At 72.4% G+C, this 19,850-nt stretch carries 18 protein-coding genes and 2 tRNA genes; 11 read left to right on the top strand and 9 right to left on the bottom strand.

Annotated features, from left to right (window positions below; all coding sequences use genetic code 11):
- Positions 1-66 precede the first annotated feature (66 nt).
- Together B5Y66_RS10420 and B5Y66_RS10415 are read right to left on the bottom strand one after the other, a co-directional pair.
- Positions 67-642, bottom strand: coding sequence for a dihydrofolate reductase family protein (locus B5Y66_RS10420; protein WP_079574151.1), 576 nt, complete (start codon positions 640-642; stop codon positions 67-69).
- A gap of 101 nt (positions 643-743) precedes the next feature.
- Positions 744-1,571 (bottom strand): NAD(P)H-dependent oxidoreductase, encoded by an 828-nt coding sequence (locus B5Y66_RS10415; RefSeq protein WP_079574149.1) that lies wholly within the window; start codon positions 1,569-1,571, stop codon positions 744-746.
- 155 nt (positions 1,572-1,726) lie between these two features.
- On the opposite strand from B5Y66_RS10415, the gene B5Y66_RS10410 reads away from it, so the two are divergent.
- Positions 1,727-2,698, top strand: a complete 972-nt coding sequence (locus B5Y66_RS10410) for an AraC family transcriptional regulator (protein ID WP_079574147.1) — start codon at positions 1,727-1,729, stop codon at positions 2,696-2,698.
- Between the two features lie 77 nt (positions 2,699-2,775).
- Here the strand turns inward: B5Y66_RS10410 and B5Y66_RS10405 are convergent, their stop codons facing one another.
- Positions 2,776-3,798, bottom strand: coding sequence for a helix-turn-helix transcriptional regulator (locus B5Y66_RS10405; protein ID WP_079574145.1), 1,023 nt, complete (start codon positions 3,796-3,798; stop codon positions 2,776-2,778).
- 62 nt (positions 3,799-3,860) lie between these two features.
- On the opposite strand from B5Y66_RS10405, the gene B5Y66_RS10400 reads away from it, so the two are divergent.
- Entirely contained in the window at positions 3,861-4,973 is a 1,113-nt protein-coding gene (locus B5Y66_RS10400; RefSeq protein WP_079574143.1) for an epoxide hydrolase family protein, read from the top strand.
- Between the two features lie 358 nt (positions 4,974-5,331).
- Here the strand turns inward: B5Y66_RS10400 and B5Y66_RS10395 are convergent.
- A tRNA-Leu gene (locus B5Y66_RS10395) sits at positions 5,332-5,415 on the bottom strand.
- Positions 5,416-5,667: 252 nt separating this feature from the next.
- Between B5Y66_RS10395 and B5Y66_RS10390 the strand changes: the two genes are divergently transcribed.
- The 7 genes from B5Y66_RS10390 to pknB are packed head-to-tail and all read left to right on the top strand — an operon-like array spanning position 5,668 to position 14,888.
- Positions 5,668-6,387: an FhaA domain-containing protein gene (locus B5Y66_RS10390; RefSeq protein WP_079574141.1), complete on the top strand. Its 720-nt coding sequence runs from the start codon at positions 5,668-5,670 to the stop codon at positions 6,385-6,387.
- Positions 6,388-6,397: 10 nt separating this feature from the next.
- The gene (locus tag B5Y66_RS10385) at positions 6,398-6,901 is read left to right on the top strand and encodes an FHA domain-containing protein FhaB/FipA (RefSeq protein WP_079574139.1); all 504 of its coding nucleotides are present in this window, start codon (positions 6,398-6,400) and stop codon (positions 6,899-6,901) included.
- A 7-nt stretch (positions 6,902-6,908) separates the two neighbouring features.
- Positions 6,909-8,312 (top strand): Stp1/IreP family PP2C-type Ser/Thr phosphatase, encoded by a 1,404-nt coding sequence (locus B5Y66_RS10380; RefSeq protein ID WP_079574137.1) that lies wholly within the window; start codon positions 6,909-6,911, stop codon positions 8,310-8,312.
- The gene (locus tag B5Y66_RS10375) at positions 8,309-9,886 is read left to right on the top strand and encodes an FtsW/RodA/SpoVE family cell cycle protein (protein WP_139820827.1); all 1,578 of its coding nucleotides are present in this window, start codon (positions 8,309-8,311) and stop codon (positions 9,884-9,886) included. The genes B5Y66_RS10380 and B5Y66_RS10375 overlap by 4 nt, the downstream gene beginning before the upstream one ends.
- Complete coding sequence (locus tag B5Y66_RS10370) at positions 9,883-11,346, top strand: peptidoglycan D,D-transpeptidase FtsI family protein (protein ID WP_079574135.1); 1,464 nt, start codon at positions 9,883-9,885, stop codon at positions 11,344-11,346. Before B5Y66_RS10375 ends, B5Y66_RS10370 begins: the two co-directional genes overlap by 4 nt.
- The gene (locus B5Y66_RS23135; protein WP_079574133.1) at positions 11,343-12,860 is read left to right on the top strand and encodes a serine/threonine-protein kinase; all 1,518 of its coding nucleotides are present in this window, start codon (positions 11,343-11,345) and stop codon (positions 12,858-12,860) included. The genes B5Y66_RS10370 and B5Y66_RS23135 overlap by 4 nt, the downstream gene beginning before the upstream one ends.
- On the top strand, positions 12,861-14,888 hold the full coding sequence (gene pknB, locus B5Y66_RS10360; RefSeq protein WP_245807042.1) for a Stk1 family PASTA domain-containing Ser/Thr kinase: 2,028 nt from the start codon (positions 12,861-12,863) through the stop codon (positions 14,886-14,888). It abuts the gene before it with no gap.
- A gap of 42 nt (positions 14,889-14,930) precedes the next feature.
- On the opposite strand, the gene B5Y66_RS10355 is transcribed toward pknB, so the two are convergent.
- Together B5Y66_RS10355 and B5Y66_RS10350 are read right to left on the bottom strand one after the other, a co-directional pair.
- Positions 14,931-15,617, bottom strand: a complete 687-nt coding sequence (locus tag B5Y66_RS10355) for an aminodeoxychorismate/anthranilate synthase component II (RefSeq protein ID WP_079574131.1) — start codon at positions 15,615-15,617, stop codon at positions 14,931-14,933.
- Positions 15,618-15,709: 92 nt separating this feature from the next.
- Entirely contained in the window at positions 15,710-16,441 is a 732-nt protein-coding gene (locus B5Y66_RS10350) for a DUF881 domain-containing protein (protein ID WP_079574129.1), read from the bottom strand.
- A gap of 133 nt (positions 16,442-16,574) precedes the next feature.
- On the opposite strand from B5Y66_RS10350, the gene B5Y66_RS10345 reads away from it, so the two are divergent.
- On the top strand, positions 16,575-16,838 hold the full coding sequence (locus B5Y66_RS10345) for a cell division protein CrgA (protein ID WP_079574127.1): 264 nt from the start codon (positions 16,575-16,577) through the stop codon (positions 16,836-16,838).
- Positions 16,839-16,916: 78 nt separating this feature from the next.
- On the opposite strand, the gene B5Y66_RS10340 is transcribed toward B5Y66_RS10345, so the two are convergent.
- Entirely contained in the window at positions 16,917-17,714 is a 798-nt protein-coding gene (locus B5Y66_RS10340; RefSeq protein ID WP_245807041.1) for a rhomboid family intramembrane serine protease, read from the bottom strand.
- Between the two features lie 232 nt (positions 17,715-17,946).
- Entirely contained in the window at positions 17,947-18,486 is a 540-nt protein-coding gene (locus B5Y66_RS10335; RefSeq protein ID WP_079574124.1) for a peptidylprolyl isomerase, read from the bottom strand.
- A 105-nt stretch (positions 18,487-18,591) separates the two neighbouring features.
- Between B5Y66_RS10335 and B5Y66_RS22515 the strand changes: the two genes are divergently transcribed.
- Positions 18,592-19,578, top strand: a complete 987-nt coding sequence (locus B5Y66_RS22515; RefSeq protein ID WP_245807040.1) for a hypothetical protein — start codon at positions 18,592-18,594, stop codon at positions 19,576-19,578.
- A 190-nt stretch (positions 19,579-19,768) separates the two neighbouring features.
- Here B5Y66_RS22515 and B5Y66_RS10325 read toward each other — a convergent pair.
- Positions 19,769-19,844 (bottom strand) — tRNA-Ala (locus B5Y66_RS10325).
- Positions 19,845-19,850: the final 6 nt, after the last annotated feature.

Here is a 19,850-nt window from a genome sequence, read left to right as displayed (position 1 = left end):
GGCAGCGGTCCACGAGTCTAGGACCGGTCACGCCCGGGCGCCCTGGAGGGGACGGCCGCCGGGCCGTCAGTGCCGGACGTCGTAGACGAGCTTGACCACGCCGTTCGCGTACGCCTCCGACTCACGCAACGACAGGGTGCGACGGTCGGCGCCGCGATCGCCGAAGATCGTCTTCCCGCCGGGGAGGAGGTACGGGAACATCAGCAGGTGGTAGCGGTCGACGAGGCCCGCCTCGCCCAGCCGGCGCGCGAGCGCCGCGCTGCCGTGGATGAAGATCGGCCCGCCGTCGGTCCTCTTGAGGTCGGCGACGTCCTCCGTGCTGCGCAGGATCGTCGTCGGCCCCCAGCCCTCGACCAGCTCGTCGTCGCCGATCGTCGAGGACGCGACGAACTTCGGCAGGACCTTGTAGGCCGCATGGTCGGCGGACGCGGGCCAGACGGCGGAGAACGCCTCGTAGCTGCGACGACCGAACAGGAGGGCCGTCGTCTCCTCGAGCTCCTCGACCTTCAGGGAGTACGCCTCGGGGACGAACTCGGTGTCGAAGACCCACCCGCCCCCGGGATGACCTTCGGCCGTCCCGCCGGGAGAGTCGACGGAGCCGTCGAGAGTGATGAAGCCGGTGTAGACGAGTTCGCGTGCCATGGTTCCGTTCCTGTCGGGGTGCCGTCTCGCTGCTGTCACTCCCAGGTCGAACGGGCCGGGCCCCGATCGACACCCGGAGCACCCTTCTCGTGCATCCGGCGTCAGGCCGGGACGTCGAGGCTCCCCGGGGCCTCGACGCGGTGGATGCCGAGGTCGGTGCGGCCGGGCAGCAGGTCCGGGTGCAGCGCCCTGAGGGCGGAGGGGTAGTCGCCGTCGCGCAGGCGACGGAACGGCCGGGCACGCTCGGTGTCGATCCCCGCGAGCCGTTCCTGCAGCCGGCTCACCTCGCGGGCCGCGCCCTTGGCGTCCAGGGTGTCGGCGTCGTGCACGACGTGCAGGTCGAGGGCCTCGATGCCGACGTACCAGAGCGCGCCGTGGGTGAGCGGGAACAGCAGGGAATCGAGGTCCCCGCTGATGCCGCGGGGCCCCAGCGTCCGCTCGTCCTCGCCCACGGTGACGACGACGAGCGCCTTGCGCCGGGTGAGGCCGCCGTCGCCGTACCGTCGCGGCAGCCCGTGCGCGGGATCGAGCTCGGTGTCGTAGGCGAAACCGTCCGTGAAGGTGCGGTCCAGCCATCCCTTGAGGATCGCCGGCGGCCCGTACCACCACAGCGGGAACTGGAGCACGAGCAGCTCCGCGCGGGCGATCTTCTCGTGCTCCGCCCGCACGTCCGGCGACGTCTGGCCGCGGGCGTAGGCCTCGCCGGCGAGCGCGGCCAGGTTGCCGGGGCGGTCCGCGAGGTCGCCCAGGTCCCGCGCACCGAGCACGGGGTCGAAGCCCAGCGCGTAGAGGTCCGAGGTCGCGACGTCGTGGTCACGGGACAGCGCCTCGACGCCGGCGCGGAACAGGTGGCCGTTGAGGGAGTCGGGGCGCGGGTGCGCGAGGACCCACAGGGCGGATCCCGGGGTGGGCGGCTGGTCGACGGTCATCGAGTACCTCCGAGGTGACGGGAGCGGTGCGGAGCCCGCCGGGTGCGTCGTGCCAGGCGGGTGCTCCGCGGTACGGGACGAGTCCACACCCCGTGAGCGAGACGACGAATGGTCGGAACGCTGGAATGGATACGTCATCGTCTAATCTCGGAGAGGTGGACACGCTGACGGAAGTGCTCGACAACCTCCGCGCCTCGGGCGCCCTCATCGGGCAGAACGTGCTCACCGCGCCGTGGTCGGTCTGCGTCGAGGCCGGCTCCACGATCACCGTCGTGTCGATGCTCCGGGGCGAAGGGTGGGTCCTGCACGACGACGCCGACCCGATCCACCTGGGCACCCGGGACCTCGCGGTGCTCACCGGGCACGGGAGCGCCGTCGTGGCCAGCGACCGCGAGGGCGGGGGCGACCCCACCTGCGCCCTGACCGCGGACGGCGTCCGCGACGACGCGTCGGGGCGTCTCCTGGAGCAGGAGCGTCTCGGCCTCGGCGGGGAGGGCGACACATCACCACTGGTCGCCGGGCACGCGATGCTGGCCGGCGCCTTCCGGGCCTCGGGCCGCATCGCCGAGCGCCTGCTCGGCGCGCTGCCGCCGGTGCTCGTGGTCCCCCGCGCGCAGCAGAGAGGGCGCGCGCTGGACCTGCTCGAGAGCGAGCTCGAGCACCAGGAGCCCGGACAGCAGGCCGTGCTCGACCGGCTGCTGGACATCCTGCTGATCGGGGCACTGCGGGACTGGTTCGCCCTGCCCCACACCCCCGCCCCCGCCTGGTACGCAGCCGCCGGCGACCCCGTGGTCGGCCCTGCGCTCAGGGCACTGCACGCCGACCCGGCGCAGGAGTGGACCGTCGAGTCGCTCGCGCGCCGGGCGCAGGTCTCGCGGGCGACGTTCGCCCGCCGCTTCGCCGACGCGATGGGGGAGCCGCCCATCTCCTACCTCGCCGGCTGGAGGTTGTGCCTGGCGGCAGACCTCCTGCAGGAAGGCGACGACACCCTCGAGTCCATCGCACGGCAGGTGGGTTACTCGAACTCCTACGCGCTCAGCGCCGCGTTCACCCGGGAGTACGGGGTGCGCCCGAGCCGCTACCGCGCCCAGGCTCGATCTGGTGCCCGGCATCCCCTGGCGTCGTGAGCCGCCCGCCGGAACGCATGAAGTCCCGGCCAGGAGACCCTGACCGAGACACCCTGATCGGCCCTCGAGGCACACCTTCAGCCGTCGGGCATCAGTCGGTACTCATGGCGTCGGCTGGGTGGTCCAGCACTCGCCGGTCGGGGGTGGGTGGGGTCGAGCGCGTAGCGCGTGGTCAGACGGCGGAGGTGTGCGACGAGCTCCGGCGGGCCGGTGACGTCGAAGTCCGCGTCGAGCAGTCCCAGGTACGCGCCGAGCGTCTCCACGGTGTCGGCTCCGGTGTCCAGCACGCACGTGTGCTCGTCGACGCGTTCGACGACGCCCACCGCCGGGCTGATCCGTTCGCCCACGACCTCGGCGGGGGCGTGCACGGTGACCCGCGCCCGGTACCGCCAGGCGGCGGCGGAGACCCGGCTCGACACGTACGCCGCGACGTCGTCGGGCAGCTCGCGCGGGGCGAACCGCGGGCCGGTAGGGATGCGCGGCCGGATCCGGTCGACACGGAAGATCCGCCATTCGTCCCGGTCCAGGTCCCACGCGAAGAGGTACCAGCGGCGGCCCCAGCTCACCAGCCGGTACGGCTCGACGGCGCGCAGGGTGGCCGCGCCGGAGTGGTCCGCGTAGTCGAACCGGAGCCGCTCGCGGTCGCGGCAGACGGCGGCGAGCGCCGTCAGGACCTCCGTGTCGACGGTCGGTCCCGTGTCGTCGCGGGGCACAGGCACCGTATAGGTCTGCAGCGTGCTGACCCTGCGGCGCAACCGGGAGGGCAGCACCTGCTCCAGCTTGGCCAGAGCCCGGAGCGACGACTCCTCGATTCCCGCGATGGCGCCGCCCGTCGCCGTACGGAGTCCGACGGTGACCGCTACCGCCTCGTCGTCGTCGAGCAGCAGCGGCGGCAGGTCAGCACCGGCGCCGAGACGGTAGCCGCCCACGTTCCCGCGCGTGGCCACGACCGGGTAGCCGAGGTCGCGCAGGCGCTGGACGTCGGTGCGCACCGTCCTCCCGCTCACCCCGAGCCGCTGGGCCAGCTCGGCACCGGTCCAGTCGCGCGGGAGCTGGAGGAGCGAGAGCAGACGCAAGAGCCGCGCAGAGGTTTTCAACATGGCCCAAGATTCGCACGCCATGAGGAAGCAACTCTTCCTCATAAGCGCCCAGAGTTGGATACATGGACATCAACGAGTACCGCATCGACATCCCCCAGGCCGACCTCGACGACCTGGACCAGCGCCTCTCCCGCGTGCGCTGGACCAACGAGCTGCCCGACGGCGGCGGCGACTACGGCGTATCGCTCGAGTACCTGCAGGGCCTGGTCCGGCGCTGGCGCGAGGAGTACGACTGGCGCGCCTGGGAGACGCGGCTCAACCGGTACCCACAGTTCACCACGACCATCGACGGGCAGAACGTGCACTTCATGCACGTCCGCTCCCCCGAGCCGGATGCGACCCCCCTGCTGCTGACGCACGGCTGGCCGACGACGGTCGTCGAGTACCTGGACGTGATCGACCGCCTGAGCGACCCGCGGGCTCACGGCGGCGAACCGGCCGACGCGTTCCACCTGGTGATCCCGTCGGTGCCCGGCTTCGGCTTCTCGGGCCACACCACCGACCGGGGCTGGAGCCGGTACCGGATCGCGAAGGCATGGGCCGAGCTGATGCACCGCCTCGGGTACGAGCAGTACGGCGCGCACGGCAACGACGGCGGCTCCCTCATCTCGCCCGAGGTCGGACGCTGCGACCCCGACCACGTGCTCGGGGTGCACGTGACCCAGGTCTTCTCGTTCCCGTCCGGCGATCCCGCCGAGCTGGAGAACCTGTCGCCGGAGGACCAGAAGAACGTCGAGTTCCTGGCGTGGTGGCTGGAGAACGGCGGTGCGTACGACAAGCTGCAGTCGACCGCCCCGCAGACCCTCTCGCACGCGCTCGCGGACTCGCCGGTGGGACAGCTCGGCTGGAACGCGCAGCTGCTCGGCCCGAACCTCGACCCCGACTACGTGCTCACGAACACGATGATCTACTGGCTCACCAACACGGCGGCGTCGTCCGCACGCCTCTACTACGAGGACTTCCACGCCACGGACAAGCCGACCGAGCCGACCACCGTGCCGCTGGGGCTGGCCAACTTCGCCTGGGACTTCCACTCGATCCGCGCGTTCGCCGAGCGGGACCACAAGAACATCGTGTCGTGGAACGTCTACGACACCGGTTCCCACTTCGCGGCGCACGACGCGCCCGACCTGCTGGTCGGCGATATCCGCGGATTCTTCCGCAGGCTGCGCTGAGCGCGGGTTCCCGGCCCACCGGGAGGACCTGACTCCCTGCGCCCCTTGAGCTCGTGCTGCCCGAGGACGTCCCCACCGAGATCGCACAGGACTCCGACTGAGGGGTGTCGGAGGGTACGGGAAGGCGGCTCCACGGGGTCTGGTCGACGGACGCGGACTTGTACAACGCGCTGTTGCACAGCTGTTCTGAAGACGTGACCGCTGGTCGGTCGCGTCGAAACCCGCGCCCGGGGGCGTACGCCCAGGGAGCGCGTCGTGGCAGCCGTCGACCTCAGAAACGACGAAAGTCCCGACCGAGGTGACCTCGGTCGGGACTTTCCGCCATCTGGGTCCCCGAGAAACCGGGAACCCCTTCACGTGCGCGAGGGGGGAGTTGAACCCCCACGCCCTTTCGGGCACACGGACCTGAACCGTGCGCGTCTGCCTATTCCGCCACTCGCGCGTGCCGCAGAAGATTAGCACGGCGCAAGGGCTGCCCCCCAATCGCTGTCGTGAGCCAGGCGGGACGCCCCGGGAGCGCTGTCCCGCCGCAGGTGACAGGGTGGCGGCCGTCACCGTGACGTGACCTGCCGGTTCCGCTTCTGCGCCGAGCGTTCGCAGGAAATCCACACCGCGCGGAGGAGTGGTGCTGCGGCGCTGCCTACGATCTAGATAGTCTGCCCGCGGACGTGTCGGGCATAGGGAAGGAGGTGGCATGGGCGCCCTGGATCGCTTCGAGAAGAGCGTGGAGCGCGTGATGAACAACGCGTTCGCGAAGGTGGGTCGCAACAGCGAGATCAAGCCGGTCGAGCTGGCGAGTCGCCTGCGACGCGAGGTCGACGACCGCGCTGCCGTCGTCGGGCGCGACCGTACGGTCGTGCCGAACGAGTTCACGATCGAGCTGTCGTCGGCCGACTTCTCCCAGATCGACGCCTGGGGCGCGGAGACGATGGCCGACGAGCTCGCGACGAACCTCACCGAGTACGCGGCCTCGCAGCACTACGCCTTCGTGGGCCCTGTCAGCGTGTCGTTCGAGGAGCACGAGGACCTGTCGGGCGGCCGCTTCCAGCTGCGCTCCGCGACGGTGCGCGGCAACGTCGCCCCGGCCACGTCGGCGGCGCCGTCCACGCGCCACCCCCTCATCGACATCGACGGTCAGCGGTACCTGCTCACCGGCCCCGTCACGGTCATCGGCCGCGACGCCGAGGCCGACATCGTCGTGGACGACCCGGGCGTCTCCCGCCGCCATCTGGAGATCCGCGTGACGCCGGAGGGCGTCGTCGCGACCGACCTCGGCTCCACGAACGGCCTGTTCGTCGAGGGCCACCAGGTGCCCGCGGCCACCCTGCTCGACGGCAACACCCTGACCATCGGCCGTACCCGCATCATGTTCTGGACCGGCAGTGCCTCGGGCCAGCAGAACGAAGGCTGGTGATCTCCCCAGGATGAGTGAGCTGACGATCACCCTGCTGCGGCTGGGCTACCTGGTGCTGCTCTGGGTGTTCGTGCTCTCCGCGATCGCGGTGCTGCGCCGCGACCTGTCGCCCCGCGGCGCCCCGCGCGCCTCCCGCGCGGAGCGTCGTCGCGCCGAGGCGGCACCGGCTACCGCCGGCGCGTCCGCAGGAGCCGCGGCGGCTCCCGCACCGGCCCGCCGCTCCGGACCCACGCGCCTGGTCGTGACCTCCGGCCCCCTGACCGGCACCACGCTCCCGCTGTCCACGGCGTCGATCCTCATCGGTCGCTCGCCGGGCTGCACCCTCGTGCTCGACGACGACTACTCGTCGTCGCGGCACGCCCGCATCTTCCCGCAGGGCGACCAGTGGTACGTGGAGGACCTCGGGTCGACGAACGGCACCTTCATCGGGGACACCCAGGTGTCGGGACCGCAGCCGCTGGCGCCGGGTGTCGGTGTCCGGATCGGCCAGTCCGTCGTCGAGCTCCAGGGGTGACCGCTCCGTGACCCTCACCCTGCGCTATGCCGCGCGGTCCGACGTCGGGCTCGTGCGCTCCAACAACCAGGACTCCGCGTATGCCGGGCCACACCTCCTGGTCGTCGCCGACGGCATGGGCGGGCACGCGGGCGGCGACGTCGCGTCGCGGCTCGCGATCGCCGCGCTCGCGCCGCTCGACCGCACCGAGCACGGCCCCGAGGAGGCCCTGTCCGAGCTCGAGCACACCGTGGAGCGCGCCCGGCAGGACCTGGTGCGCGTCAGCGACGCGGATCCCGAGCTGGTCGGCATGGGCACCACCGTGACCGCCCTGCTGCACACGGGCACCACGCTGGTGATGGCCCACCTCGGCGACTCGCGCGCCTATCTGCTGCGCGACGGCCGCCTCACGCAGGTCACGGTGGACCACACGTTCGTCCAGCACCTCGTCGACACCGGCCGCATCTCGCCGGAGGAGGCCGAGCACCACCCGCAGCGCAACGTCGTCATGCGGGTGCTGGGCGACTTCGACGTCGACCTCACGCCCGACATGTCGGTCCGCGAGGCCCGGGCGGGCGACCGCTGGCTGCTGTGCTCCGACGGCCTGTCCGGCTTCGTCTCGACCGAGCAGATCACCGAGGTGCTCGCCGAGACGCCGTCGCCCGACGACGCGGCCGACCTGCTGATCACGCTGTCCATGACGGCCGGCAGCACCGACAACATCACGGTGATCGTCGCCGACGTCGTGGAGGACGACGCCGCACCCGCGGCCGAGGAGGTCGCGAGCGCGCCGGCGGACCTGGTCGAGGGCGCCACGATGCCGCAGGTCGTGGGCGCTGCCGCGACGGGCGAACTCCCCGCGGTCCTCGCGACCCCCGCCGAGGACCCGGGCGACGACCCGGCGTCGGCGGACGGGAGCGCGGCAGCCGCAGGCGGCGACGACGAGGACGACGAGGACGACGACGCCCGGCCCGAGCGCAAGCGCCACCCGTGGATCACGCTGCTCGTGGTGCTCGTGGTGCTCGGCGGCGTCGGGTACGGCCTGTGGCGCGCCTACGGCTGGACGCAGCAGCAGTACTACGTCGGTGTGGCCGACGGCGAGGTCGCCGTGTTCCAGGGCATCCCGGCCAGCGCCGGCCCCCTCACCCTCTCCACCCCGGTGGAGCTCACCGGCACGCCGGTCTCCGACCTGCCGGACTACTGGTCGGAGCGCCTCGACGGGTCCATCCGGGCGTCGTCGGAGGCCGAGGCTCGCGAGCGCGCGGACCGGCTCATCGCCGAGGCCGCCCCCGAGCCGACGCCGTCCCCCACCCCCTCCGCGAGCCCCAAGAGCACGCCCTCCGCCACACCGTCGAAGGACACGGCGACGAAGAAGCCCGCCGACACCGAGCAGGCCGCCGACACCGAGGCCGGCGGGGGGTCGAAGGGGTGAGCGCCGCCGTCGAGGCTCCTGCCGGGCGCACGGTCGAGCCGACCGAGCGCCGGCCCGCTCGCCTGGCCGAGCTGTTCCTGCTGATCCTCGCCCTGGCCGCCGGCATCACCGCGTTCGCGATGGTCGGCCGGAGCGTCACCGGCGAGCTCCCGTCCGACTTCTGGCCGGTCAGCCTGCTCCTGACGGGCATCGGCGTCGCCGCGCACGTCGTGCTCCGGCTCCGCGCGCCCTGGGCAGACCAGGTGATCCTGCCGGCGGTGGTGCTCCTCAACGGGCTCGGCCTGGCGATGATCCTGCGCCTGCAGCTGGCCGACACGAAGGGCGCCGACGCCTGGTCCCAGATGATGTACACCGCGCTGGGCGCGGGCATCGCGATCCTCATCATCTGGTTCCTGCGGGACCACCGGTGGATCCGCCGGCTCACGTACACGGCGATGCTGGTGGGCCTCGGGCTCGTCGTGCTGCCGCTGCTGCCCGTCATCGGACGGGAGATCAACGGCGCCCGCATCTGGGTCAACATCGCGGGCTTCTCACTGCAGCCCGCCGAGTTCGCCAAGATCGCGTTCGCGATCTTCTTCGCCGGCTACCTCGTGACCAACCGGGACACGCTGGCGCTGGCCGGCAAGAAGGTGCTCGGCCTCCAGCTGCCCCGCATCCGCGACCTCGGCCCGATCATCATCGTGTGGGCCGCGTCCCTCGCCGTCCTCGTCTTCGAGCGCGACCTCGGCACGTCGCTGCTGTTCTTCGGGCTGTTCGTCGCGATGCTCTACCTCGCCACCGAACGGTTCAGCTGGGTGCTCATCGGCCTCGTGCTGTTCGCGGCGGGCGCCCTGGTCGCCGCGAGCGTGTTCCCGCACGTCGGCGCGCGCATGGACGTGTGGCTGCACCCGTTCGACAACGAGCTGTACAACGCGGTCGGCGGGTCGTACCAGATCGTGCAGGGCACGTTCGCGCTGGCGGCGGGCGGCCTGTTCGGCACGGGCTGGGGCGAGGGCTACCCGTACCTCGTGCCGTACGCCTTCTCCGACTTCATCTACTCGTCGCTGGGCGAGGAGCTCGGCCTCACCGGCCTGCTCGCCATCCTGCTGACGTACCTGCTCATCGTGCAGCGCGGCCTGCGCACCGCGATCGCCGTGCGCGACGGCTTCGGCAAGCTGCTGGCCGGCGGTCTCGCGTTCGTCATGGCGCTGCAGCTCTTCGTCGTCGTCGGCGGCATCACGCGCATCATCCCGCTCACCGGCCTGACACTGCCGTTCATGGCGCAGGGCGGGTCGTCGCTGCTCGCCAACTGGATCGTCATCGCGCTGCTGCTGCGGGTCTCCGACAACGCCCGGCGCCCGTCGGCACTGCCGATGCGCGGCACCGTCGCGCAGGGCGGAGGCGCGATGCACGACCCCATCGTGGTCGGCGCGCACGACGGGACGACGCCGGGCGGCGGCGTCCCCGTCCGACGATCGGCCGCGGACGCGCCGTCGCGCGGCTCGACGCCGTCGCACCCCACCGAGGCGATCAGCGGCCCGCTCGACCCGCGCCGCGACGATCCCCGAGGAACGACTGGAGGTGAGCACCTGTGAACACGACCCTGCGCCGGCTCGCGAGCGTCGTCATGGTCATGTTCCTGGCGCTCATGGTGTCGACCACGTGGATCCAGTTCTTCCACGCCGACGAGCTGAACAGCGACACCCGCAACATCCGCTCGATCTACGCCGAGTACGGCCGCGCCCGCGGCCCGATCGTCGTGGGCGGCGAGGCGGTGGCCCTGTCCAAGCCCGTCGACGACGAGTTCGGCTACCAGCGCGAGTACACGAACGGGAAGCTGTACTCACCCCTGACCGGCTTCTTCTCGCTCGCGAACGGCACCACCCGCATCGAGAACACGGAGAACGACTTCCTCAACGGGCAGGCCGACGCCCTGTGGGTGGACCGCCTGCAGAACCTGCTCACCGGGCGGGACCCGGAGGGCTCCTCCGTGGAGCTCACCATCGACCCGAAGGCGCAGCAGGCGGCCTGGGACGCCCTCGGCGACCAGCGCGGCGCCGCCGTCGCCCTCGACCCCAAGACGGGCGCGATCCTCGCCCTGGTCTCCAAGCCGTCGTTCGACCCCAACGACCTGGCGTCGCACTCCACCAAGGAGGCAGGAGAGGCCTACACGAACCTGCTCAACGACGACAGCAAGCCGCTGAACAGCCGCGCCACGAACTGGACCTACCCCCCGGGCTCGACGTTCAAGCTGGTGACGGCGGCCGCGGCGCTCGAGAGCGGCGACTACGACGCCGACACCTCCATCGACGCGCCCGACACCTACCAGCCGCCGGGCACCGACCGGAGCATCGGCAACTACGGCGGCACGTCCTGCTCGTCGTCGGGGCAGATGAGCCTGGCCGACGCGCTGCGCATCTCCTGCAACACCGCGTTCGCGGAGCTGGGGGTGGACCTCGGCAGCGACGCCCTGTACGAGCAGGCGAACGCGTTCGGGTGGAACGAGCCCTTCCAGGTCCCGTTCAACACCGACGCGAGCATCTTCCCCGAGCCGAGCGACGCGTTCGCCCCGGCGTTCGTGGCCCAGGCAGCCATCGGGCAGTGGGACGTGCGGGAGACGCCGCTGCAGGTCGCCGTGACCACGGCCGCGATCGCGAACGGCGGCGAGGTCATGCAGCCGTACTCGGTAGACACGGTCCGCGACCCGCAGCTCGAGGTGGTGCGCGAGACGTCGCCCACGAGCGTCCGCCGCGCGATCTCGCAGGAGACGGCGAACCAGCTCACCGACATGATGATCGGCGTCGTGGAGGACGGCTCGGGCAGGTCGGCGCAGATCTCCGGCGTGACGGTGGCGGGCAAGACCGGCACCGCGCAGCACGGCGAGGGTGCGCCTCCGCACGTGTGGTTCACCGGGTTCGCGCCGGCGGAGGACCCGCAGGTGGCGGTCGCCGTCGTCGTCGAGAACGGCGGCACGGTGGGCACGTCCGAGGCCACGGGCGGCGCCGTGGCCGCACCCATCGCGAAGGCCGTCATGGAAGCGGTGCTGAACGGATGAGGCCGAACACGGGGCTCGCGCTCGGCGAGCGGTACCGCCTCACGCGCCGGATCGCCATCGGCGGTATGGGCGAGGTCTGGGTGGCCGACGACGGGTACCTGGGCCGCGAGGTCGCCGTGAAGGTGCTCCGCGAGGAGTACACCGGCAACGAGGACTTCCTGCGCCGCCTGCGCACGGAGGCGCGCAACAGCGCGGCCCTGTCGCACCCGAACATCGCGCAGATGTACGACTACGGCGAGCAGGACGGCGCGGGCTTCCTCGTCATGGAGCTGGTGCTGGGCGAGCCGCTGGCCGACCTGCTGGAGCGCGAGCCCGTCGTCGCGCCTCGCAAGCTGCTCCCGATCCTCGCCGCCACGGCGCGGGGCCTGCACCACGCGCACCTGGCCAAGGTGGTTCACCGCGACGTCAAGCCGGGGAACATCCTGCTGGAGCACGGCGGCAATGTGAAGATCACCGACTTCGGCGTCTCCCTCGCCGCGAACCAGGCCCCGATGACGGCCACCGGCATGGTCATGGGCACGGCCCAGTACCTGTCGCCCGAGCAGGCGGTGGGGCAGGCCGCGACGGCGGCGTCCGACCTCTACGCGCTCGGCGTCGTCGCCTACGAGGCCACCGCGGGCAAGCGCCCCTTCACGGGCTCGACGCCGGTCGACATCGCGGTCGCGCACGTCAACGCGCCCGTCCCGCCGCTGCCCACGCACGTGCACCCGGGCCTCGCCGAGGTCATCGGGCGCATGCTCGAGAAGGACCCGGCGCGACGCCCCGAGTCGGCCGCCTCCCTCGCCGGAGAGCTGGAGTCGCTCGCCCGCGAGATCGCGGAGGACCCGCTCGGCGCCCGGTCGCGGTCCGCCCGCCGGGTCGCGGCGGCACGCCAGGGCGCCCGACCCGCGCGGGCCGTCCCCGCCCACGCCGCTCCCGCGCCGCCGCGCCCCGCCGGCCCTGCCACGCCGGCGTCGGCCGCGATGCCCGTCGCCTGGGCGTCCGTGACGCCGCCCGCCGACGAGCGTGCGGCGGCCGCCGAGCCCGCGCCGGCGACGCCGGAGGACGAGCTCACGCCGCAGACGCCCGTCGACGGCACCGCCGCCGGCCGGTCCTACCCCCTGCGCCGCGACGTCCACGCCGGCGGCCACGACGCGCGCCGCCCCGCGGTGCGCAAGGCCCAGCCCGGTCCGGCCGGCACGCGCAGCCGCTCGGCGGCCCGCTCCGCCCCGGAGGCGAAGCAGGGCGGGCGCCGGACGTCGACGTCCACGGGCCAGCGCTTCGGCCCGCTCGGGCGGCTCTCCTGGCCCCTGCTCGCACTGCTCGGCCTGCTCGTCGTGCTGCTGCTCGCCACCGTCGTGCAGGCTATGGCGGCCGACGCCGAGGGTCAGGCCGGTCAGGCCGCGGCGTTCCTGGCGGGGCCGGTCCTCGCGCTCTCCCGCTCCTCCCGCACGGGTGCGCCTCCCTCCTCTGGGATGATGCTCCGAGACACGCCGCGCGCCCCGCGCACGGCCATGACCGAGAAGGACTTCTGAGTGGTGGACAACACGCCCCGGGTACTCGCGGGCCGTTACGAGGTCGGTGAGCTCATCGGCCGCGGCGGCATGGCCGAGGTGCACATCGGGCACGACACGCGTCTGGGTCGCACCGTCGCGATCAAGGTGCTGCGGTCCGACCTCGCACGCGACCCGTCCTTCCTGGCACGGTTCCGTCGGGAGGCGCAGTCGGCCGCCGCGCTGAACCACCCCGCCATCGTCGCGGTCTACGACACCGGCGAGGACACGCACACGGACACGCAGGGCGCGTCCGTGCACGTGCCGTTCATCGTCATGGAGTACGTCGAGGGCCACACCGTCCGCGACATCCTCCAGGACGGCGCGGCGGTGCCGATCGAGGAGGCCATCGAGATCACGGCGGGCATCCTCAGCGCCCTCGAGTACTCGCACCAGGCCGGCATCGTGCACCGGGACATCAAGCCCGCCAACGTGATGATCACGCCCACCGGCGCGGTGAAGGTGATGGACTTCGGCATCGCGCGCGCCATGGCGGACTCCGCTGCGACGATGACGCAGACGCACGCCGTCATCGGCACGGCCCAGTACCTGTCGCCCGAGCAGGCCCGCGGCGAGACCGTGGACGCGCGCAGCGACCTGTACTCCACCGGCTGCGTGCTGTTCGAGCTGCTCACCGGGCGCCCGCCGTTCATGGGCGACTCCCCGGTCGCGGTCGCCTACCAGCACGTCGGTCAGGCGCCGCAGCGCCCCAGCGAGCTCGCGTCGGACGTGCCCGAGGTGCTCGACCGCATCGTGCTCAAAGCCCTCACCAAGGACCGCGACGCGCGCTACTCGACGGCCGCGGAGTTCCGCGCCGACCTCGACAACGCGCTCCGCGGCGGGGACGTCACGGCGCCCCTCGTCGGCGCGGCCATGGCCGGTGCCGCGGCGACCCAGGTCATGAGCCCGGGCAACGGCACCCAGGTGATGGACCCCGCGAGCACGTCCCAGTGGGGCACCACCGGGGTCCAGGGCGCCAACGGTGCCGAGCCGGACGACGAGAAGAAGAGCCGCAAGGGGCTCATGTGGACGCTCATCGCGGTGGGCGCCGTCGCGCTGGCCGCGATCATCACGTTCGTCGTCATGAACGGCGCCGAGGCCAAGACCACCGTGCCCGAGCTCCAGGCCAACGTCACCCCCGCCGAGGCGGAGCGGGACATCAAGGCCGCGGGGCTCGTCTACGAGCAGGCGACGGACACCGAGTCCACCGAGCCGGAGAACACCTTCCTCGGGCAGAACCCGAAGGGCGGCGCCGAGGTGGAGCGCGGTTCCACCGTCACGGTCACGTTCTCCGCCGGCCCGGACACCGTCGCCGTCCCCGAGCTCGCCGGACTCACGCAGGACGAGGCCGAGGCGAAGCTCCAGGAGGCGGGCCTCGAGCTCGGCGACGTGTCGCAGGCGGACAGCAGGAGCGTGGAGCAGGACCACGTGATCGAGTCCAAGCCTGCGGAGGGCCAGGCGGCGAGCGAGGGCGACTCCGTCGCCATCGTGACGTCGACCGGCCGGGTCAAGCTGCCGGACCTCGTGGGCATGACCGAGGACAAGGCCAAGGAGACGATCACCGACCTCAACCTCAGCTCGTCCACCAGCACGGAGGAGAGCGACGAGAAGGCCGGCACCGTCATCCGGCAGAGCCCGGAGCCCGGTTCCGTCACCCAGCGGAGCGAGGTCTCGATCGTCATCGCCAAGGAGAAGGCGCCCGAGATGACGACGGTGCCGGACGTCGTGGGCAGGAGCGCCGAGGAGGCGCAGACCCTCATGGGTGACTCCCAGATCGTCCCCGACACGACGTTCGCCCCGTCCGCCGACGTCCCCGTCGGGTTCGTGGTCTCGCAGGAGAAGCCGGGCGGCACCGAGGTCGAGGTGAGCTCGCACGTCGGCATCGTGGTGTCCACCGGCCCGGAGGCCGGGGCGACACCGACGGACGAACCGACGCCGACGGACGAGCCGACCGACGGCGAGACGGACGACGCCGGCGACCCGCTCGGCATCCTCGGCGGCGAGGGGTAGCAGCGGCGCCCCGCCGGTGCCGACGGGCTCGACCGACGCCGGTCAGCCCTGGTGCACCAGCGGCGCCATGCCGCGCGACCGCGCGACCGCGCCGTCGTCGCCGCACACGGCGAGCCAGTTGGCCAGCAGCCGGTGCCCGCCCTCGGTCAGCACCGACTCCGGGTGGAACTGCACGCCGTGCAGCGGTAGCTCACGGTGCTGCAGGCCCATGACGACGCCGCGCGCCGTCGCGCCGGTCACCTCGAGCTCGGCGGGCACGCTCTCGGGCAGCACGGCCAGCGAGTGGTAGCGCGTCGCCGTGAAGGGCGACGCCAGGCCCTCGAGCACGCCGTCGCCGTCGTGCTCCACGAGGCTCGTCTTGCCGTGCATGAGCTCGGGGGCGTGCGCCACGGTGGCGCCGTAGACCTCCGCGAGGGCCTGGTGGCCCAGGCAGACGCCGAGCATGGGTGTGCGGGAGCGGGCGCAGGCGCGGATGACGTCCTCCGACGAACCGGCCTCCTTGGGCGTACCCGGGCCGGGGGAGACCAGCACGCCGTCGAAGGGGGCGCCGTCCGCGCCGTGGAAGACGCCGTCGGCGTCGGGCTCGGGCACGGCGTCGTTGCGCACGACGACGGTGCGCGCCCCGAGCTGGTCCAGGTAGCCGACGATCGTGTAGACGAACGAGTCGTAGTTGTCGACCACGAGGATGCGCGGGCGGTCGGTGGACGTGGTGGCCGCGGGGGAGGTCATGGCTGTCTCGCTTCGGGGTGGTGGTCAGGAGGTAGGCGGGGCGGTAGGGCGGCGCCATCGCCGGCGCCCGGCGCTCCTGGGGTGCGCGCCGCTCACGAGAACACGTCCGTGCCGTCGGGGACCGTCGCGTACCGCATCTCCGAGCTGCCGGTGTAGGCGGGCAGCTCGAGACCGCCTGCTGCCTTGACCGACCACCCGAGGGCCACCCAGTCCACGTACTGCTGGTAGATCGCGACGCCCGGGTCGGCGTCGAGGGAAGCGCGGAGCTCGTCCGGGTCGCCGACGGCCTCGATGACGTATGGCGGCGAGAAGACCTTGCCGTGCAGCAGCAGGATGTTGCCGGAGCAGCGGAACGCCGACGTCGCGGTGACGCGCTCGCCCTGCAGCGTCATCGCCTCGGCGCCGCCCGCCCACAGGGCGTTGATGACGTGCTGCACGTCCTGCTGGTGGACGACGAGGTCGTCCGGGCGGACGCCGGAGATGGACTGGCTGGACGCCGGGGCGTCGTCGAGCGCCACCCGCACGCCGGGCCCCGAGACGGGCGCGGCGCCGGTCACGACCGACTCGTCGGCGACCAGGTCGGCGCTCCGCGTGGGCAGGTCGGTGCCGGCCTCCTTGCCGAGGTCGTCGATCTCCGCCTCGAGCTCGTTCATCCGGTCGGTGAGGTCGGCGACCCGGTCGGACTCCGTGGTGACGAGCTCCGCCAGGTCCTGCGGGTCGCGTCCGTCCTGGGTGTCGGCGAGCTGCGCGCTGGCGGTGAACAGGAGACCGGACGCGGCGAGGACGCACGCGACGGTCGTGCTCGTGCGCAGTCGGCGGTTCATCGGCACACCCCTGTCGGCTTGCTGCTGTCCTTCTCGAGCCTGCTGACGACTACGCTAGTCGACAGAATCGCCGACGGCGGCGGGCATCCGGCCCGCGGCCGCCATATCGCCCGTCCGGACAGGAGCCATCCCCGTGCCCGAGTCGAAGTCCCGCAAGAAGAAGAGCGCGCCTGCCGAGCAGGCCGCCGTCCCCGCGAAGGCGAAGGCCCAGGGCAACCCCCGCTGGCTGGTGCCGACGATGCTCGCGCTCATGCTGGTGGGTCTCGCGTGGATCGTCCTGTACTACCTGACGGCGCCCGGCCTGGGCCTGCCGATCCCGGCGCTCGGCGGCTGGAACCTCGCCGTCGGCTTCGTGCTGATCATCGCCGGCTTCGGCCTCACCACCCGCTGGCGCTGACGGCGGCCCTACTTCCACCCGTGTAGTTCGTTCCACATCTGTGGGTAACCCTGTGGACAACCGTGCGGACGGGCAGGATCAGAGCCAGCCGACGGACGCGTACTTCCACAGGGTCGCGCCGACGAGGACGACGGCGACCGCGGCCGGCAGGGCCCAGGCGACCAGGGCCTGACGCTCGCGGGGGGCGGCGGCGAAGCCGGCGCCCATCGCCAGCCCGACCACCAGGCCCCCGAGGTGCGCCTGCCACGCGATACCCGGGAAGAGGAACGGGATCGCCATGTTGATGGCGATCAGCACGACGATCTGGCCGGCGTTGCGGCCCATCCGGCGCAGCGCCGGGATGATGGCCCCGAAGAGGCCGAAGACGGCGCCCGAGGCGCCGACCACGGCGGTGTTCCACCCGCCGTCGACGGTCGGGGTGGCGAGCAGCAGGTAGCCCACCGAGCCGCCGATCGCGGACAGCACGTAGAGCGCGACGAAGCGCGCCCGGCCGAACGCCTGCTCGAGGAACGGGCCCACGAGCCACAGCGCGTACATGTTGAACAGGATGTGCAGCACGCTCGTGGAGTGCAGGAACGCCGCGGTCAGGAACCGCCACGGCTCGTCCAGCCCGACCGAGGGAGCGAACGCCCACCGCTGCGTCCACTCGCCGCCCGTGACGAGCTGCAGCACCCAGCTCACCACGCAGAGGCCGATGACCGTCAGCGTGACGACCGGACGGCCACCCCGCACGGTCCCGCCGAACATCGTCCGCGCACTCGGCACCGCCCGCGCGGCCTGGTTGACGCAGTCGACGCACTGGATCCCGACGGCGGCGGGGCGCTGGCACTCCGGGCACGTGGGGCGACCGCAGCGCTGGCAGCGCACGTAGGACACGCGATCGGGGTGCCGCGGGCACACCGGCGGCCCCCCGGCAGGCTGCCCGGGCTGCGGTGCGGGTGGGGGTGTCGAGATGGGTCGGCCCTCCGGGGCTCGGCAGCGCGGTCGGGGTCAAGACTCTCGGCGCGGTCGCGTTCACGCGCCCCTGGGGCGCTCCGCTTCGGGAGGGATACGACTGCGACGAGGTTCTCGACCCCGACCGCTCGACCTGGTGTCGGTCGGACCTCGGTCAGTCCTCGATGGTGATGCTGTTGATGACGATGTCCTGGACGGGCCGGTCGCCGGGGCGGGTCGGCGTGTTGCCGATCGTGTCGACGGCGGCGCGCGACTCGTCGTCCGCCACCTTGCCGAAGATCGTGTGCTTGCCGTTCAACCACGGGGTCGCGCCGGTCGTGATGAAGAACTGCGAGCCGTTGGTGCCCTCGACGGCGCCCGTGACGGGGTTCCGACGCTTGCCGGCGTTCGCCATCGCGAGGATGTACTTGCCGTCGAAGGCGAGCTCCGGGTGGATCTCGTCGTCGAAGGTGTAGCCGGGGCCGCCGGTGCCGGTGCCCAGCGGGTCCCCGCCCTGGATCATGAAGTTGTCGATGACGCGGTGGAAGATCACACCGTCATACAGGGGGTCGTTGCGCTCGGCGCCCGTGGCCGGGTCCGTCCACGTCGTGGTGCCCTGGGCCAGACCGACGAAGTTCGCGACGGTCTTGGGCGCGTGGTTCGGCAGCAGCTCGATACGGATGTCACCGGCGGAGGTGTGGAGGGTTGCGAACATGCCCTCATCCTCTCACTCTCCCCCTCACCATCCATCTCCTCGACCCTCACGGCGCGGCCCGCGCGTACCGCTGCAGGCCAGGGCACCTGGTGGCACAGTGGGTCCATGGTGCGAAAGAACGTGGGCGACAACGCCAAGGACCAGGCCGAGAAGCTCTCCGCCAAGGTGAGCGAGAAGATCAACGAGCTCGACACCGAGAAGCTCAAGGGTTCCGCGACGGAGGCCGCCGCCGTGCTGGTCGACGTCGGTGCCCGGGCTGCCGGCGGGGCCAAGGAGGCCGCCACCCAGGCCAAGGACTGGGCGGAACCGCGGATGGACACGTTCCTCGAGTGGCTCGTGCCGCGCGCCGAGAAGGCGTGGCGGGAGAGCGTGCTCGCGGCGGCGCCGCGCGTCGAGAAGGCAGCCGACAAGGCAGGCCCCTTCGTCGACACGGCGCACGACAAGATCGTGGACGACTACCTGCCGCGCGTCGTGACGGCGTTCAACGACGCCGCGACCCGTGCCGGGGCAGCGGCCGGTGCGGCCGGCGTCCTGGCGGCCGACGCCGCGCGTGACGCGGCGGAGAAGGCCGGTCGGGCGGGCAAGAAGGCCGCGAAGCAGGCAGCCAAGGAGGCGGCGAAGGCCCAGGCCGCCGCGGAGAAGGCCGCCAAGGAGGCCGAGAAGTCAGGCAAGGGCAAGGGACTCCTCTGGTTCCTCGCGCTCGCCGGTGCCGCCGCGGCCGGGTACGCCTTCTGGCGCCGTGCCCAGCCGCAGAACGACCCGTGGGCCGAGCCGTGGGAGCAGCAGTCCGGCCCGGACTACGATTCCGCGGCCCGCGACGCACGGCACGCCGTCGGCGACGCGGCAGAGGCGGTGGGCGAGGCGGCGGGACACGCCGTCGCGAAGGGCCGCGAGGCCGCCGAGCGGGCCACCGAGAAGGCCGCCGAGCTCGGCGAGGAGGTCACCGGAGCGGTCGACAAGGCCAAGGACCGGGCGACCGACGCCGCCAAGAAGGCCGCCGGCCGCACGCGCTCCGCCGCCCGGAAGACGGAGGAGGCGGCGAGCGACGCCGCCGACGACGCCAAGGACGCCGGGGACGGCGACAAGGCCTGACCGCCTGCCCTCCGAGGTAGCAGCGCACCGCGCGAAGGCCCCTGTCCCGATGGGACGGGGGTCTTCGCCGTACGGGCGCGGATGTCAGGCGTCGCGCATGCCCTGGAACGCGCGGGATCTCGACGCGGTCTTGACGCGCCCGCAGGGGACGACAAGACCCCGCATGCCCGGAGGCGTGCGAGGTCTTCGGTGGTGGAGCCAAGGGGACTCGAACCCCTAACCCCCTGCTTGCAAAGCAGGTGCGCTACCAATTGCGCCATGGCCCCTGGCGG

The sequence above is a fragment of the Krasilnikoviella flava genome (assembly GCF_900167525.1).
In the GTDB taxonomy this organism is placed as follows: Bacteria; Actinomycetota; Actinomycetes; order Actinomycetales; family Cellulomonadaceae; genus Isoptericola; species Isoptericola flavus.
Note: the sequence above shows the minus strand (reverse complement) of the source record. Positions and strands in the feature narration are given on the sequence as shown.

Excerpts from the sequence above, each read along its gene's own strand:
- B5Y66_RS10415 (WP_079574149.1), bottom strand. The coding sequence starts at position 1,571 with ATGACCGTCGACCAGCCGCCCACCCCGGGATCCGCCCTGTGGGTCCTC.
- B5Y66_RS10355 (WP_079574131.1), bottom strand. The coding sequence starts at position 15,617 with ATGACCTCCCCCGCGGCCACCACGTCCACCGACCGCCCGCGCATCCTC.
- B5Y66_RS10350 (WP_079574129.1), bottom strand. The coding sequence starts at position 16,441 with ATGAACCGCCGACTGCGCACGAGCACGACCGTCGCGTGCGTCCTCGCC.
- B5Y66_RS10335 (WP_079574124.1), bottom strand. The coding sequence starts at position 18,486 with ATGTTCGCAACCCTCCACACCTCCGCCGGTGACATCCGTATCGAGCTG.
- B5Y66_RS23135 (WP_079574133.1), top strand. The coding sequence starts at position 11,343 with ATGAGGCCGAACACGGGGCTCGCGCTCGGCGAGCGGTACCGCCTCACG.
- B5Y66_RS22515 (WP_245807040.1), top strand. The coding sequence starts at position 18,592 with ATGGTGCGAAAGAACGTGGGCGACAACGCCAAGGACCAGGCCGAGAAG.
- B5Y66_RS10405 (WP_079574145.1), bottom strand. The coding sequence starts at position 3,798 with ATGTTGAAAACCTCTGCGCGGCTCTTGCGTCTGCTCTCGCTCCTCCAG.
- B5Y66_RS10420 (WP_079574151.1), bottom strand. The coding sequence starts at position 642 with ATGGCACGCGAACTCGTCTACACCGGCTTCATCACTCTCGACGGCTCC.
- B5Y66_RS10400 (WP_079574143.1), top strand. The coding sequence starts at position 3,861 with ATGGACATCAACGAGTACCGCATCGACATCCCCCAGGCCGACCTCGAC.
- B5Y66_RS10390 (WP_079574141.1), top strand. The coding sequence starts at position 5,668 with ATGGGCGCCCTGGATCGCTTCGAGAAGAGCGTGGAGCGCGTGATGAAC.
- B5Y66_RS10385 (WP_079574139.1), top strand. The coding sequence starts at position 6,398 with ATGAGTGAGCTGACGATCACCCTGCTGCGGCTGGGCTACCTGGTGCTG.